The sequence below is a fragment of the Ferrimonas sp. YIN67 genome, from assembly GCF_057219095.1.
Map to the genome: position 1 here is coordinate 367,341 of NZ_JBXVVJ010000001.1, position 17,953 is coordinate 385,293.

7 protein-coding genes are annotated in these 17,953 nt (G+C 58.5%); all 7 read right to left on the bottom strand.

Annotated features, from left to right (window positions below; translation table 11 throughout):
• Nucleotides 1-236 precede the first annotated feature (236 nt).
• Complete coding sequence (locus tag AC2D8U_RS01410) at nucleotides 237-4,016, bottom strand: hypothetical protein (RefSeq protein ID WP_484617248.1); 3,780 nt, start codon at nucleotides 4,014-4,016, stop codon at nucleotides 237-239.
• A gap of 465 nt (nucleotides 4,017-4,481) precedes the next feature.
• Nucleotides 4,482-7,562, bottom strand: a complete 3,081-nt coding sequence (locus AC2D8U_RS01415) for a TonB-dependent receptor (protein ID WP_484617249.1) — start codon at nucleotides 7,560-7,562, stop codon at nucleotides 4,482-4,484.
• Between the two features lie 426 nt (nucleotides 7,563-7,988).
• Nucleotides 7,989-8,960, bottom strand: a complete 972-nt coding sequence (glk, locus tag AC2D8U_RS01420; protein WP_484617250.1) for a glucokinase — start codon at nucleotides 8,958-8,960, stop codon at nucleotides 7,989-7,991.
• Between the two features lie 61 nt (nucleotides 8,961-9,021).
• A complete protein-coding gene (locus tag AC2D8U_RS01425) occupies nucleotides 9,022-10,464 on the bottom strand; it encodes a sugar porter family MFS transporter (RefSeq protein WP_484617251.1) in 1,443 nt (480 codons plus the stop codon).
• 306 nt (nucleotides 10,465-10,770) lie between these two features.
• Entirely contained in the window at nucleotides 10,771-12,453 is a 1,683-nt protein-coding gene (locus AC2D8U_RS01430; RefSeq protein WP_484617252.1) for a sulfatase family protein, read from the bottom strand.
• 234 nt (nucleotides 12,454-12,687) lie between these two features.
• Nucleotides 12,688-15,003, bottom strand: coding sequence for a beta-glucosidase BglX (bglX, locus tag AC2D8U_RS01435; protein ID WP_484617253.1), 2,316 nt, complete (start codon nucleotides 15,001-15,003; stop codon nucleotides 12,688-12,690).
• A 432-nt stretch (nucleotides 15,004-15,435) separates the two neighbouring features.
• The gene (gene bglX, locus AC2D8U_RS01440) at nucleotides 15,436-17,811 is read right to left on the bottom strand and encodes a beta-glucosidase BglX (RefSeq protein ID WP_484617254.1); all 2,376 of its coding nucleotides are present in this window, start codon (nucleotides 17,809-17,811) and stop codon (nucleotides 15,436-15,438) included.
• Nucleotides 17,812-17,953: the final 142 nt, after the last annotated feature.

The window sequence follows — 17,953 nt, forward strand, 5'->3', positions numbered from 1 at the left end:
TCGCCCCTTCCTGTGGTGTTTCGTCAACCCTCGAAAACCACGGAAGTGACTACATTTTTATAGAAAAATCATGCCCTGCGAGCGCCTGCCGACAGTAACTCAGTTCATTGATGGATACCAGTGAGGAAGCGTCAGGTTGTGCCCTGACCAGCAGAGGGAAAGCTCGGCCCCAGAATATGGCGCAAAAAAACGAGGGAACCTGAGGCTCCCTCGTTTTCAACATTAATAGGATCGATTTAGAACAACTGCTCCTTATCCAGACGCAGATCATCGATCAAAACATGGGCCTGGCCTATGCTGTCTGCACTGGTACGCTTTAACCGGAAGGTCAAACGGTAGCTCGCATCCTCAGGCCGTTTGCGGAAACTGAAGATCTGCTCACCGGCACTGCTGCTGAGCAGATCACCAACATCATTGCGGGTGATCAACAAGGCACCGTTGCTGTCATAGGTCTGGATCATCACTTCGAAATCCGCTTCATCCAGGCCAATCTCGCCCACCGTAAACCGATACAGGTAACGGGTGCCATCGGGATCACCACTGACGTCCAGGACCCGGTAGGCGTTTTGCCACTGGGTCTCGCCCGCTCCCGCCTCGAAACGCAGGGCCTGCTGGCCCTGAGGGGCGTTCTCGGTCACCAGGAAGACACCCGGTGCCGCCAGGGTCCAGTTGGCCACCCCCTGCTCAAAGTCACCGTTATCCAGTGGCAGATCCGCGCCCAGACGTACCAGAGAGAGATCATCAAACAGGTAGCGATGGTATTCGGCTGCGCCGGCCTCCACCACGAAGCTGATGTGCATCACCTCGGCACCCGCCGGCTTTTGCGTGTTGATGAGCAACTCGGTGCGGCGCTGGGCATCACTGAGCACGTTGCTTCGCTGCGTGCTCAGCACACCGTTGGCAGGATCCGTATCCGTATCCCACTGGATCTGCAAATACCCCTGTCCCGGTGCCCCGGCCGTCGCCAGATGGCCGTTGGCGCGAACGATGTAACGAGTTCCGTCGAGACCCGGCGTCACCACAAGACTCTGGCGAAGGCTGGATTGGGGATCCAGCACATTGCCGTTGGTTCTCAGCTCGGCGCTCTTGCCATTGATGCTGACGCCCTCGGCCTCTGGGGTAAAGAAGAGGTAGTCACCGCTGTGGATCCAGCCGGTTTTACCCTGAGCAAAATCCGGGTTAACAAAGCGGGCTGTCTCACTGGTCAGATCGTTGAGCTCCAGCCACTCCCCTTCGGGATCGTCCACCCGATAGCTGGCATGGGCCGCGCCTACCGGCAGCAGGTAAGGCGACTGCTGAAAACCGTAAACGGTTTCACTGCCATCACTGTCGATGCCAACCACGCGACGAGGTGTCAGCCTGGAGTAGCTCAACTCGGTGCGACCATCGACCAGACTCTGCTCAAGCCCAGGACGATAGAAGGTGTCACGCAGTTGATCCAGAGTCCCCGGAGCCAGGGTCTCCACCAGACCGATACCGCCGTACCAGAAGTCGGCGATCCCCACTGAGTTCATCACATAGCTGGGATCCTGGAAACTCCAGCGGGTCAACATGGAGAGTGCATTCCCCCCAGAGGCATTGAGCATCGCCTGGCGGCGGCCATCCCGGTACGCCTGATACGCCCCAACGACCGGGGCACTGTAACCCAGCTGACCCAGTCCCATCACCGCCGGGAAATGCAGAATGTCATTGGGGTGATCGGACGGACCATCGTTGTAGTAGGCGCTACAGCTGTTGGGTTTAAAGCAGGTATAGGGGTGGTTGCCAGCGGAGAAGGCGGCAAAATAGGGCGCACCCAACTCATCACTGGCTGCCTGAGTCACCGCATAGTAGTTGCGGTTCTGTGCCGCCCAGTCCGGAGATTCGAAATGGTGACGCAGGATCAAACTGCCCCCCATCACGATGAAGGCGGAGTGGGATCCCTTGATCACAGGCTCACCGAGCAACCATTGATCGCTGTTGAAATTGTCCCTGTGGTAGACATATTGCGCGTAGTCCTGGGTAGCCAGGGGATCCTGGGCCGCGCCCAGATCGCCATAGATCCAGGTCTCGTTGGCCATCAGGTTGTTGTTAGCAACCGGACCGTGATCGTCATTGGTCCAGGTGATCCTCTGGTTGGCCCGAATGGTGTCACTGGAGCGCTTGAACAGCTGACGCAGGTACTCCTTGTAATGCTGGATATTGGCATTATCCGGGTACAGCTGTGCCGCCTTGTAGGCCGCCGGCAGGAACTTCATGCTGATGTAGACCTGAGGCTGGGGATTGCTGGCCGGACTGCCGTCACTCTGGTAGTTACGGAAGAAGTGACCATCCACCGTCCGTTTGCCTCCCAGGCCATCGCCATGCAGACCGGCATGACGGCGGATCAAGAGCTCAACCAACGGCTCGATATCCGGATCCGGCGCCACCTGATCCGCCGCCATCAACAGCAACAGGGCCCAACCCACGTTGTCGGCAATAGGCGTGGTGTTAACCGCACTGCCCTCGGAAACGATCTTCCGCGCCAGGAAGCCTTGGGGGATCAGGCTGTTGGTCCCTGTAATACCCCCGTCGCCGATCAGGCTCTTAATGGCCGCCACATACTGACTCAGCTCATCGGCCATCCAGGCGTCGAAATCCAGGTTCTGATCCCGGCTGTCCGCCATCAACTGGGCACTGCCCTGGGCCAGCAGGATCTTGCCATCCGCCGTTGCCGCCAGTTGCTTCACCGTCGGCTCCAGATCGGCGTAGGTGATCAGCGTCACGCTGCCACCGGCGTCCAGCTCCCCATTGGCGATCCGATGCACTCGCGCCGAAGCCGTAAGGCTCTCCAGCAAAAACAGCCCACCTGTGTCACTGCCGCCGTACAGGTGCCCCATGGTCAGGCCGGCAAAACGGCTGCCATTGGCGATCCCGCTTGCCCTGTCGGCGCTCAAGTCCAGCCGATAGAGGATTTGATCGCTGTTGGCGTAGAGGGTCTCATTGGCCAAGTCCACCGCGATGCCAGAGATGGCGCCGTCGGTGGCGATCAGACTGGTGGGCTCAGCCCCGCCCAGGGCCACCACATTGCGGCCCGCCGGGTAGCGCAGAACGCCCTGATCACTGCCGACGAAAAGCTCACCACGGAAGTAGGCGATACCAAAGCGGCCGCTGCCCTGGGTCGCCAGGGTCTGGCGATCAAACAGGCTGAGGGTGTCGGTGTTGGTGTTGTAGGCCAGCACCGCATCCTTATCACTGCCACTGCTCGAGGCACAGGCCGCCAGATAGAGCATACGGCCACTGGGGGAGAAGCCCAGGCCACACAGGCTATCAAACCCAGGCACCAGGGCCGCCACATCTGCGGCAGGGATCTGATGGGTGAGGGCCTGACGAATGTCACGGATCTCCACCTCACCGGCATCGCTGGCCAGGGCATAGTAACCGGCGGATTGCGCTGCGGCCGTCCAGTCCGCGGTGATCCCGCTGCTCCAGGCAGCCAGGGAAACCTCTGGCGGAATATTCACCCCGCCAGCGGCCGTGGCGGTGATCGCCACATCATCCACATAGGCTTTTTCGGTGTTCAGGTTGGAGGTGACATTGAAGCGAAGCGTGACCGAGGTTTCCCCATTGAGGATCACTTCATGCTGTCGACTGGCCCAGTTGGTATCCGTCGTGCGCTCCAGTAAGGTCCAGTTACTGCCATCGCTGGACCACTCCACCGCCAGATCCTCGACACCGGACAGCCCGGAGGTGGCACGCTGGTAACTGATGTTCAGAGCGTCGTAGCCCGAGGTCTCCAGAGTGGTCTGCAGGCTCGCGCCTCGCTTGATGCGGGCACCATAGTTACCCCTGAACGCCGCCTGGCTTGCGGCCTCTATGGTACCACTGCCGCCATTGTGCCATTGGCTGACGGTGCCATCCTCAAAGTCATCGATCAGCAGCGGTGTGGTCGTCGCGGCCTGCGCCGTCACCAAGGCTGAGAGTGTCCCCAGCAATAGGGCACTGGCCAGCCTTCCGCTCGACTTACCATTCACCTGTATCCGTTTTCTGTTTTCCATATCTCTTCCATTTAAAGTGATACTGATGGAGTGATACAAAATCACTCCTGTCCATCCATTCGAAGTCAGTTCGACGGCTGTTATCTTTATGGGTCCGCCACTTCGAAACGTCAGGTCTTACGAAAACATCCACTGTCAATCTGCCCGGGCAGACTCGCCCGAACTCAGGGGCTCCCTGCCCCCTCCCTCAATCCCTATCTCTACGACCGCCATGGGTCGGTTTATCCCTGCTGTTCGCGTTCCCCCTCCTCTCCCCCGAGAGCACTGCCCAGAGGCTGCTCAGAAAACTCGGCAAACCGTCATCGATATCAAGCAAAGCGGGGGACGCACCAAGCCCAAAGGCCCAATGCCGTAACAGGGGAAAATGTGAAAAAGCGGCCCCCGTGGGGGCCGTGTATGCGCTTGGGCTCGTCATCGACGCGATCCGGAGCGATCGCGGCCCAAACGACCGCGATCGCCCTTTCCTTAGAAGGTCATCGCCAGACCGGCATTGACCCGGATCCCGAAGTCGTTAAAGGCCCGGGAGGTGCCATTCTCGTGGTAGACGAAAGAGCCACCATCCAGCACATTGCTCACCGAGAGGGAGAGGCTGGTGCGCTTAAACGGCTTGTAGGAGGCACTGACGGTCAAACGCTCGCTGGCATCCCAGTAGGTGGCGGAGAACTGATCCTCGGCGGGATCCTTGAGGTACTCGTCCCGGTAGGTGTAGGCGATGCGGGCATCGAACTTACGGACAGAGTAGTAGAGCACCATGTTGTAGTTGTGCTTGGAGGCCGCCCGCAACACGTCTGGCGCCGAGTTGTCGATATAGGTGTAGTTGGCCTTCACCCCTGTGTTGCTCAAGAAGCCAGGCAACCCGTCAAACGGCTGCTGGATGGAGACTTCATAGCCCTTGAGCTTAACCCCCTCGGCGTTACCCTTGCCCTTGATGGTCACAGGGTGATTCTCCTCCACCAGCTGACCCGCCTCGTCATAGACACTCATAAAGTCGGGACGCTCGATGGTACCCACCAGGCTCTTGAGATCTTTATGGAACAGGGCCACGGAGAACAGCGCCTCCGGGTTGTAGTACCACTCCCAGCTCAGATCCAGATTGTCCGACATAAAGGGCGCCAGCTCGGGATCCGAGGTCGCCACCGTGTCGGTATCGTCGTTAAAGCTGGCCTTCAGGGAAAGATCGTTCTTGTTGGGCCGGGCCAGGGTGCGGCCGGCGCCAAAGCGCAGGAACATGTCCGGGGTCATGCTCCAATTGAGGTTAAAGCTGGGCAACCACTCATCATAGCTGCGCTCCCGCACCACCAGGCCGCCTTCAGGATCGATCCCTCGAAGATCCATGGTTCCGTCACTCTTCAATACCAACCCCTGATCCAGATCGGCCAGACCTGTGCCATCGGCCTTCACCGTCTGATCGGTGCGAATGTAGCGAACGCCCAGGTTACCCGTGACGTTGTCAAACAGGATAAAGTCGGTACGCAGATAGGCCGCCCAACTGTCCTCCAGCAGATCATTGATGGGGGCCTGGGTAAAGTTACCCGCGGCCTTGATCTGCTCATAGCTGAAGGTATCCAGGAAATCGTGGACATCGGCGGTCAGAAAGGTCAAGGGGGCCCCCGTGGTGCCCTCACGGCCATCGAACCAGTCACCATTGGCCGGCTCTGCGGGCACAAAGTTCAGCGCATAGTCGTTGTCCGCCATAAAGGCGCTCAGTTGGGCCGCATTCATCGCCACCCGGGGCTGACGATGCAACTGCTCCTCATCGCTGTAGCGGGCCCCCCACTTGATGCTGTCCAGCAGCAGTGGCCCCAACTCCGCCTCCAGGGCGTATTGGAAGTCCAGGTTGTAGGAGAGGGAGTTGTTCTCCTGGGTTGTGCCAAACTGGATGGCGTTGAGCTTGGTGTTTTTGTAGTTGGCCTCATCCAGCAGGGCCGCCGCCGCATCCTCGGCGTTGTAGTTCACGCCCCAGGGGCCATCGTGCAGGCCATCGAAGCTGACATTCTGGGCGGGCAGGAAGGATTGCAGCAGCAGGGAGTTCAACAGCAGATCGGATTTGGCCAGGTTGATCCCGCCGGAAACACTCAAGCGTTGCCCCTCGTAGCGGGCGTTGAGCGAGTGCAGCCAGATATCGCTCTCCCGAGCGATGGGGGTGTTGTCCACAAAGGCGCCGGCATTGGTGACGTTGAACTGGCTGGCGTAGTCGTAACCGTTGGCCGAGGTGGTCACCAGACCGTCGCTCTGAAGCGCCTTGCCCTTGAGGTTGAACACCTGGCGAGCCCGGTTCTCGGCGCTCTCATAGTTGGTGTAAAGGGTCTCTGCCAACAGGCTGAGGCTGTCGATGGGGCGCCACTCAATGTTGGCAAAGGCGGACTTACGCTCTCGCTCGTTGTCGTGGTGTTCGATACGGATCTGGCTGGGCCCGTAGATCTTATCCTCAGTATCCCCATCCTCGTTGATATCGGCGCCCAGCTTGGTTTCGGTCCAGTTGGCACTGCCCATGGCCGCGGAGGTGGTGTGCTGGCTGGCGTTCTTCTCATTGAGATAGTTCAGGCCAAAGGCAAAGCCCAGGCTTTCATCGGCAAACACATTGGAGTGAACCAGAGAGAAGTCCGGGCCGATATCTCCACTGTTACCCTGATAGCTGCCCTTGAGGATCACCTTGGTGACCGCCTCACGGTTGTCAAACGCCCGGTGACTGCGCATGTCCACGGTACCAGCAATGCCCCCCTCCTCCAGATCGGCCGAGGTGCTCTTCTGTACCGCCAGTTTGGAGATAAAGGCGGAGGGCATGATCTGGAAGGAGAAGTTACGGTTGGGGTTGATGGCGGTGGTGATGGTACGACCGTTGTACAGCACCTTGCTGAACTGCCCCGGCAGGCCCCGTATGTTCACATCCCGGGCCACGCCGTTCTCCCCCCGCTGGATCTGCAACCCGGTGATCCGCTCCAGTGAATCCCCAATGTCCGGATCCGGCATTACGCCGATCTCCTCCGCGGAGATCACATCCACCACGCCATCGGCAAAACGTTTTTCATTCAGTGCCCGCCCCAGGCTTCCCCGGGTCCCTGTCACCTTGATCACCTCAATCGATTCCTCCACCTCTTCGGCGACGGCCGTCGCACTGCCGGTGGAAAAGAGCAGCGCCATCAATGCTGCTAACGGGGTCAATTTCGAAGATTGTGCTGTCATTGTCGTTATCTCTTTATTGTGGTTTGGCCGATCACGGATCAGGATCACCCCCTGTCGGCTCAACACGGCTTCCAATGACGTGTTGGCCAGCAAGTGATCCAGCGCCGCCGCCAGGCTGTACTCTCCCCGCAGGGCTGGCGTACGCACCGAATCCAGCTTGTCGGCCGGGTAAAGCAGGTTGCGTTCTGTCTGCGCAGCCACCGTTTCCAGGGCGTCGGCGGCCGGCCCCCGGGACAGTTGGAACCGGTATACCGGTTCCTGAGCCCTGACAAGACACGAGACCAGGCAGAGCAGAGCCAGCAGGCTCCAACTCGCCAGGCGCGCTATCCAGATCGCAATCCGGTGCCAACCCACACCGTTCACAAGCCGTCTTCCACAATAAAGAGTCGTCAACCCCTCACACCCACAACATTTTGTTTACCAAAGGTGACACCTTTACACTCATTGACAATACTGGCGTTATTTATCGTTGTTTTTCAAGCGATTAAAACGATTGCCGTTCGCTCGACTTAACAAGCAAACGAAACACCTTCACATCTCCGCAACAGCTGACGCTGAAACTAACATGCGGTTCGGCGCACAAACAAGCCTGCATCACCAAGGAATCTTGCCTGCCACCTCGGCCAACAGAGAGGCCCTTTTGAACAATCAAGAAAAAGGGCCTCTTTGTTCAAGACAAAGAAGCCCTTGAGCAAGGAGCGATAAGGTCCCCCAACACCCGATGCAGAAACGCAAAATACAAAAAAGGGCAAAGCGTTACCGCTTTGCCCTTTTCCCTCACCGACAAACTCAGCCGTGGTCGTAGAACCAGGCAGCGGAGCCCATCAGTGCCGTGTCACTCTTAAGTGCCAAGGAGACAGGTACCGGATCCAGATACCCCGTCATTACCCCTTTATGGCCAAAGGCCTGGGTAAAGTCGCTGTGCTGCAGGAAATCCTTGATACGAGGCAGGATCCCACCACCCAGGTAGGCGCCGCCCAGGGCGCCCTGGGCCAACACCATATCGGCGGTAACACTACCGAGCCAACGGCAGAACTCCCTCAGGGTCTCCAGTGCCAGGGGATCATTGCCGCTTTGCGCTGCCGCGGTGATCTCCGGTGGCGTAGTCAGGGTCGCTTCCATGGAGAGCAGGATCCCCATGGCCCGGTAAAGGTTCACCAGGCCGTTGCCACACAGCACGGTTTCCACCGAGACATGGGCAAAACGACGACGCAGGATCTCGATGAGGGCCGCCTGGCGCTCATTGGTGGCGGCCAGACTGATGTGCCCCCCTTCGCAGGCGATGGGCTGCCACTTACCATCTCGTGGGCTCAGGGAAGCCACACCAAAGCCGGTGCCCGGACCCAGTACCACCATGGGCGCACCTTCGGCGGACTCCCCCGGCTTAACGGTCTGCATCTGATCTTCCGGCAACAGCGGAATGCTGTAGGCGTAAGCCACAAAATCGTTGATCACGGACAACTTAGGCAGTCCCAAGTTAAGCCCCAGATCGCTGATATTGGCGTGCCAGTTAAGGTTAGTCAGGCTGACGTTCTGAGCCCCGACCGGACCCGCCACCGCCAGACAGGCGCCATCAAGCTGGATCCCCTCGGGCAGTGTGGCCATGTAGTGACGTACCACCTGCTCCAAAGAGGCAAAGTTGCGGCTGGGGAAGTGATCCACGTGATCGACGATGATCTCGCCACCCTCTTTATGCGCCAAGGCAAAGCGGGCATTGGTGCCACCGATATCGGCGACGATGATGTGATTTTGCTGTTCCATAGTGATCCAATCTGGCGCCAGAACGAAACCGGGGCGTATCGTACGCCCCGGTTCAGTGTCTTTAGGCGTCGGTCATTTTTTCCAGTTCAATGCCTTTGGTTTCCTTCACAAACTTAAATACGAAGATAAAGGCAGCGAAAGAGAAGAAGGCGTAAACGCTGTAGCTTGCGGCCAAACCCAGGCCAGCCAGCATCAGCGGGAAGCTCATGGTGATCAGGAAGTTCGCCACCCACTGGGCCAGGCCGGCAACCGCCAGGCCCGTACCCCGGATCTGGTTGGGGAACATCTCACCGAGCATCACCCACATTACCGGACCCCAGGTCATATTGAAGAGGAATACGTATGCATTGGCCGCCAACAGGGCCACAATCCCGTTGTCCCCCAGGATCAGGTTGCCATTGGTATCCACATCGGACACACCGAAGACATAAGCCAGGATAGCCAGCATCAGGCCCATGCCGATCCCGCCCAGGTAGAGGAAGGGCTTACGACCGATACGATCGACGTAGGCGATGGTAATGATACAGGCCACGATGGACACCATGGGGCCGAGGATGTTGATCAGCAGGGCATCCTGTTCGGTAAAGCCGGCGGCTTGCCACATCACAGCACCGTAGTACATCACCACGTTGATCCCCACCAGCTGCTGCAGCATGGCCAGGCCGATGCCGATCCACACCACTTTCTTCACCTTGCCGGCCGCGTCGAGCAGATCTCGGAATGCCGGCTTGTGGTGATCGGCAGCCAGGGAAGCTTCAATCTCCTGAACCTTCTGACGCCCGGTAACCTTACCGTACAGTTTGGCCAGCACGCCTTCGGCCTGAGCGGTGCGCTGCATCGCCATCAGGTAGCGCGGGCTTTCGGGAATGAGCAGCAGGCCCGCGAAGAACAGGGCCGCAGGGATGATCTCCATCCAGAACATCCAACGCCAGGCCAGGATCCCGCCCCACAACTCGACGGTAGAACCACCGGCGTAGGAGGCCAGGATGTAGTTATTCAGGAAGGCCGCAAACAAACCCAGGACGATGGCGATCTGCTGAATGGAGGTCAGGGTACCCCGGTAGCGGGCCGGAGCCACTTCGGAGATGTACGCCGGGGTCATGACCGATGCAGCCCCTACCGCCAGGCCACCGAGGATCCGGTAAAGCACAAACTCCATCGAGCTTCCTGCCGCACCTGAGCCATAGGCACTGACGATGAAGAACAGTGCCGCCACGATCAGCAGGGTCTTACGACCGTAGACATCCGCCAGGCGACCGGCGAAGAAGGCACCAAGGGCACAACCGAGCAGCATGGAAGCGACATTGAAGCCGGTGCCGATATCATCGGAGCCGAACGCTTGTTGCAGGCCATCTACGGTGCCGTTGATCACACCGCTATCGAAGCCAAACAGAAAGCCGCCGAGAGCGGCGATGCAGCTGATCAGGACGATAAAAAGGGTATTCTCTTCCGTCTGAACCGAGGCTTGGGAAACTGGGCCGTTTGCGGCCTTCTGTAGGGTCAAAACCATCTCTCCAGAAATTAAATTCTTGTAATAAAACGACACAAAAGTCGACCGCTAATACTATCCGTTCAGAAAGGAAAGAAACACTGAAAAGCATGAAAATTTGCAGAGCCTGACAGAACTGGCATTTCTTAGGCTCTTACGGCGAAACCTGTGTTCTCGTAGATGAACAGCCAAGCTCACCATAGGGCCCACGTTGCATCGCTCTTTTGGGACAAAAACGAGGTTCTTTTACATTACCGAAACCTAATGACACAAAAAAACCGGAGCCCTGGGGCTCCGGTTTGCATTCAGATAAAGACGCGCTTACTTAACGACGTTGACCACTTTGCGGTTGTCATCGTAGCTGTTTGGGTACAGCTCATGCAGCTTCGGCTTCGGAGAGCGATACTCACGCAGGTTCATCTTGCGCCACTCCTTCATCGGCGGCACATCGTACTGAGCTTCCAGCTTCTTCAGCTCCTGCTTCAGGCGCTTGATCTCACCAGCGTACTCAGGGTTATCGATGGCGTTGTTCATCTCCTGAGGATCTTTTTCCAGATCGTAGAACTCCCAGTCGTCGGTGCGGAAGTAGAAGTGCATCAGCTTGTAACGCTCATCACGAACACCGTAGTGACGACCCACCTGGTGGATAGCCGGGAACTCGTAGAAGTGGTAGTACAGGGCATCACGCCACTCGGTGGCCTGACCTGCGATCACGTCCACCATGGAGGCACCATCAACGTCGCCATACAGCTCGACACCGGCATACTCCAGGAAGGTCGGGGCGTAATCGATGTTCTGTACCATGTCTTCAACCACGGTACCCGCCTTGATCTTGTTCGGGTACTGGATCAACAGCGGGGTACGGAAGGACTCTTCGTACATGAAACGCTTATCGAACCAGCCGTGTTCACCGGTGTAGAAACCCTGATCTGAGGTGTACACCAGGATGGTGTTGTCGCTCAGGCCATTGGCTTCCAGGTAATCCAGTACCTCACCGACGGACTCGTCCACGGCGATGATGGTGGCCAGGTAGTCCTGCATGTAACGCTGGTACTTCCAGATCGCCATCTCTTCTTCGGACCAGTTCGCCTCGTTGGCGTTCATATGGTCGTTACGGGCCTGGTAGGCGTCGTCCCACTCCTTACGCTGCTCGTCGGTCAAACGGGCCAGCAGGTGTGGCCAGATGTCCTGACGCCACTCGGTCTCGCCCACGCCAGTGGTCATCTTCAGATCGTGACCTTCCTGCGCGTCGCGGTAGATGTTCATCTCCTGCTCGCCGGCGGCCTTACGTCCCTCGTAGTTATCGAAGTAGGTGTCAGGCACCGGGAACTCGACGTTCTCAAAGGTACGGGTGTGGCGCGGTGCCGGCATCCAGTTACGGTGCGGCGCCTTGTGGTGCATGATCAGGGCAAACGGCTTGGACTCATCGCGCTGCTCGTCCAGCCAGGTGATGGTCTTCTCGGTGATCATGTCGGTGGTGTAACCGTGCTCTGTGGTCACACCGTCTTTGGTGATCCAATCCGGGTTGTAGTATTCACCCTGATCGTTGAGCAGCTCCCAATGGTCCAGCTTGAAACCGTCCGGCAGGATATTGATGTGCCACTTACCGATGGCCGCCGTGTTGTAGCCCGCATCGTGCAGAGAGTTGATCCAGGTGTCCTGAGAGCCATCAAAGGTCTGACCGTTAAAGTTAAAGCCGTTCTTGTGGCCAAACTTGCCGGTAAACATGGCCGCACGGGACGGACCACACAGGGAGTTGGTTACGAAAGAGTTGGTGAACAGAGCACCATTTTGTGCGATACGGTCGATGTTTGGCGTTGGAGCCAGATCAGCCAGATCGCTGCCATAGGCACTCAGGGCACGAATGGCATGATCATCGGACATGATGTAGATGATATTTGGACGTTGATCTTCCACCTTGGCGGTGGTGGCGCCGTTGTCGACACCCTGGCCGGAGCAACCAGCCAGAACCGCAGTACCGGTCAGCAGCGCAGTGCTCGTCATTACTTTTTGCATCGTTATAACAACCTAAGTCGTGTTTTTCTTGGGCCTGAAGGCTCAGGCGGGCAACACCATGCCGGATCACACCGGTCAGGTGAACCACCTTTATACCGCTTTACGTCGCTTCACAGTCTGCACTGCACCGCGCGCTCAGCACTTCAGGCCAAACCAAACGGGATACTGATGCATCCCGATCAATAACACCCCGGTCCCCATCCCGGGACCTGGGCGTGAAGTTTACTCAATCAGAGTAAATTCGGCTTGTTGAACCCGATCCGATGCTGTCCCTACAAACAGCAGGAAACGGCCGGGCTCACTGCCCCAACTCATATCGGCGCGATAAAACGCCAGATCGGAGGGAGACAGAATAAATTCAATGGTCTTGGATTGGCCGGGCTCAAAGTGTACTTTTCGCCAGCCCTTGAGCTCTTTAACCGGACGGATCACCGATCCCACCCTCTGATGAGTGTACAGCTGGATCACCTCTTCGCCGGCGTGCTTGCCCTTGTTGGTCACCTCCACCGACACGGTCAGCTGGCCGCCCATGGTCAGGGTATCTGAGGACAGACTCAGCTCGCCGTAGTGGAAATCCGCATAGCTCAAGCCGTGGCCAAAGGCGTATAACGGAGTATTCGAGCGACCGCCGTGACGGAAGGCATCCTGATCCTGACGCGGGTTCGGATCCTGTGGTTCATACCGCCGCCCGGTGCCCTTCATGTTGTAGTAGATCGGCACCTGGCCCACGCTACGGGGGAAGGTCATCGGCAGCTTACCCGACGGCGACACATCCCCAAAAAGCAGATCCACAATGGCATGGCCGCCCATGGTGCCCGGGTACCAGGCATGCAGGATGGCATCCAGATTCTCATGCTCCCAGCTCAATTCATTGGGACGCCCTGACATCACTACCAGGACCATGGGTTTGCCCAAGGCTTTCAGTCGTTTCATCAAGGCCAACTGGTTACCCGGCAGACCCAGGCCGGTGCGGGATGCCGCCTCCCCGGTCTGACGCTCGTGTTCACCCATGGCCAGCACAATCACATCCGATCTGCGTGCCGCCCTGATGGCGGCACGGAATCCCGAGTTGCTGTCAGGATCCAGATCATGATGATAACCCGCGCCCCGAGCGTAATGTACGGTGACACGCTCCCCGAGGCGTGCCTCGAGCCCCTCCTTAAGGGTGACCGGGAGTTGTCGACGGTCCCCCATGGCGGCCCAGTTGCCGATCATGTCCCGCTTGGAGTCTGCCAGCGGTCCGATCAGGGCAATGTCGTTGATCTGGTATTCATCCAGGGGCAAGATCTGCCCCTCATTTTTCAGCAATACCATCGTCTTGCGAGCCGCATCCCGGGCTTGCTCGCGATGTGCTGCAGAGAGGCTCTGCTCCCGGGCCCGATCCATATCACCATAGCGAAAAGGATCCTCGAACAACCCCAGGCGCCATTTCATCTCGAGCACCCGTCGAACGGAAGCATCGAGTCGCGCCTCGGAAACCACCCCTTCACGCACCAGCCGGGGCAGAAAATTCAGGTAGCTTTGTCCCACCATGTCCATATCAACGCCCGCCTTAATGGCCAGTTCGGCGGCATGTTTGTCATCCCGAGCAAAACCATGGGCCACGAGATCGTTGATGGCGTTGTAATCGGTGATCACCAATCCTTCAAACCCCCACTGCTCGCGCAACACCTGGGTCAACAATGGGTATGAGGCGGTGGAAGGCACGCCATTGAGTTCATTGAACGCGGTCATAAAAGAGGTCACACCGGCATCGAGCATCGCCTTAAAGGGCGGCAACTGGGTGTTCCATAACTCATGCCGGGAAACGTCCGCGGTATGGTAATCGCGCCCCGCCTGCGCCAGGCCATAGCCGACAAAGTGTTTGGCGGTCGCCATCAGAGTATCTTCGGCCGCTAGGCTGTCGCCCTGAAACCCTTCAACCCGGGCCACCGACACCTGCGAAGCCAAATAAACATCTTCGCCGGCACCTTCGGAAACTCGGCCCCAACGCGGATCCCGGGAAATATCGGCCATGGGTGCAAAGGTCCACATGACCCCCTCGGCCGTCGCTTCCCGCGCGGCCATACGGGCATTGGCACGGATCAGCTCGAGATCCCAGCTGGCAGCCTCGCCGATGGACTGGGGATAGATGGTTCGAAAACCGTGCACCACATCATGGCCGAACAGCAGGGGGATCCCGAGGCGTGAGTCATTGACCGCGCTCGCCTGCATCCGTTGGATCCAGTCCGGATCCGAAGCGTTAGAGATCGCCCCCACACGCCCATCCCGTACCCGCTGTTGCAACGACCCATTCCCCGCTGGACCGACAAGGTCCAGTTCGCCGGACTGAAGATCCAACTGGCCCGCCTTCTCCTCCAGAGTCATTTGGGCAAGCAGTTCAGTAATAAACGCGTCCATGGTACTGCGCTCGTCCTGCCAGTGCGCAGCAGATACCGAGATCTCGGCTTTCGCCGGATCCAGGATCCGTCCGGCGTCCGAGGCTTTCGCCGTGATCGCCAGAGAGAGAAACAACAGAGACACTAAGGGGGTTTTCATGAACAGCGTTATTATCTTTCGGATTGTCTTTCGTACCTGAGCAGTCCTACCGGCTATGCCGTCGGCACTGATCCCACAACATACGAGTGGGGCACAATTGAGCCAGGTTTCTGAGGGATATTCGGCATGGAGCTTACCCTCTCACTCACCCCAACTCCGTTGGCTTTACGTAGTCTTACACGTGATTGTGACCCTCTCCCCACTGGTTATTACCGAGACCGCTCCTGGCGATGTTTGAGGCATCAAACTGCGCCACCCATCAGGGAACGCGCGGACACTCACGAGCAGGAAAACGGCTCTTTCATTGCAAATGACTTAACCCCAACTGCCCTCGGTGCCTGCCACTGAGTCTCCAAGGATTTTTGCTGTGCTCCAAACAAAAGGCGCTGCCTAAGCAGCGCCTTATCAAACCATCAGCTCTTATCGCTTAGGTTACTCAACCAGTTTAAAGTCCTTCCGCTGAACCTGATCGGACGCCGTGCCCACCATCACCTGGAAATCGCCGGGCTCACTGCCCCAGTTCATGCCAGCCCGATAGAAGGCCAAGTCTTCGGCGGTCAGAGTAAAGCTGACGGTCTTGGTCTCACCGGCATTAAAGTGCACCTTATCCCAGCCTTTGAGTTCCTGTACCGGACGGGTGATGGACCCCACCATCTGACGGGTATAGAGCTGCACCACCTCTTCCGCGGCGTGCTTGCCTGTGTTGGTGACATCGACCGACACGGTCAGCTCGCCGTCCATGGTCAGGGTGCTGGAGGACAGGGTCATCTCACCGTACTGGAACTCACCGTAGCTCAGGCCGTGACCGAAGGCGTACAGCGGGGTATTCGGGCTGTCGTCGTAACGAGACTTGTAGTGCTCCTGGCGCTGGTTCGGGTTATCCGCCAAGTAGGGACGACCTGTGTTCTTCATGTTGTAGTAGATTGGGATCTGACCAACAGAACGTGGGAAGGTCATCGGCAGCTTACCGGACGGGCTGACGTCACCGGCCAGCATGTCGGCGATGGCGTGGCCGCCCATGGTGCCCGGGTACCAGACATGCAGCAGCGCATCCAGGTTCTCATGCTCCCAGCTCAGATCGTTGGGGCGGCCGGAGAAGATCACGCCCACCATCGGCTTGCCCAGCTTCTTCAGCTCGGTCATCAGCTCACGCTGGGTGCCCGGCAGGGTCAGCTCGACGCGGGACGCCGCCTCACCGGACATGCGCCACTCCTCGCCGATGGCCAGGACGATCACGTCAGACTGCTTGGCGGCCTTGACCGCATCTTTGATCATCTTGGCGTGCTCGGGCTTGCCCAGCACATCACGGGAGATGGAGCGGGTTTCCACATGGCTGGAACGCTCGTCCTCGGCGTGCAGGTGGGCGTAGGTGGCCCCCTTGGCGTGATGGATGGTGATCTTGTCACCGAAGCGCGCTTCCAGGCCCTCCTTCACGGTCACCATCTTACCGGTCCCGCCGCCGGCACCGGCCCAGTTGCCGATCATGTCACGTTTGCTGTTGGCCAGGGGGCCGATCAGCGCCACGGACTTGATGCTGTCCAGTGCCAGCGGCAGGGCGCCGTTGTTCTTCAGCAGCACCGAGGACTTGTGGGCGGCATCCCGGGCCAGCGCCAGGTTTTCCTCGGTAAGGATCTCACGCTCGGCGCGCTCTTTGTCGAAGTAGCGGTAGGGATCCTCAAACAGGCCCAGGCGCCACTTCATCTCCAGGATCAGGCGCACGGAGTGGTCGATCTTCTCTATCGACACCCGTCCCTCTTCCACCAGCTCCTTCATGTACTCCATGTAGGACTTGCCCACCATGTCCATGTCGGCGCCGGCATTGAAGGCGATCTCGGCAGCGTGCTTGTCGTCACGGGCAAAGCCGTGAGGAACCAGTTCGTTCACTGCGGTGTAGTCGGTTACTACGAAGCCCTCGAAGCCCCACTTGTCCCTCAGAACATCTGTTAAGAGGTACTTGGAGCCGGAGGCCGGAGTACCATTCAAGTCATTAAAGGCGGTCATAAAGGTGGCCACACCGGCATCCACCATCGCTTTGAACGGCGGCAGCTGCTGAGACCACAGCTCGTGCTGGGAGACGTCGGTAGAGTGGTAGTCACGACCGCCCTGGGACAGGCCATAGCCGACAAAGTGCTTGGCGGTCGCCATCATGGTGTCGTGGGCGGCCAGATCATCGCCCTGGAAGCCCTGTACCCGGGCGACGGACATCTTGGTGGCCAGCAGCACATCTTCACCCGGGGCTTCGGAGACCCGGCCCCAGCGTGGATCACGCACCATGTCGGCCATGGGCGCGAAGGTCCACATGATCCCATCGGCAGTGGCTTCCTTGGCGGCAATACGGGCACCGGTGCGCGCCACGTCCAGATCCCAGGAGGCCACTTCACCCAGCGACTGGGGGAAGATGGTCTTGTGGCCGTGGATGATGTCGTGACCGATGATGATCGGAATGCCCAGACGGGACTCCTCGACGGCACGCTTCTGCAGCGGGTAGGCACGCTCGTAAGTGAAGTTATTGAAAACAGAACCGACTTTGCCTTCGGCCACCCAGTCTTCGTACTCGTAGTTCACCAGAGAGCCGGTGTTGGCCATGATCCCGGATTGCAGATCCAGCTGACCGATCTTCTCATCCAGGGTCATCTTGGCCATCAGTTCGGTGATAAAGGCGTCCATCTTGGCCTTATCATCCTTCCACACCGCCACCGAGGCCGGCGCTCCCTTTTGCGGATCCAGGACCTGACCGGCGCTTACCGCCAGAGCGGTCGTCGGTGCCAGGGCGCAGGCCACCAGCAGGGAAACGATTCCTTTTTTCATGCTGCTCGTTACTCTTCTTCTTAGGTTTATAGTTTTTGCTTCAAGGCCAACCGTTATAGCCAAAGATGCGCAAAGCCCTGAGCGCTTTTACCAATAATGACGTTCATTCGCTGCGCGCCAGCCAGGCCCCCGAAGGGGGGCC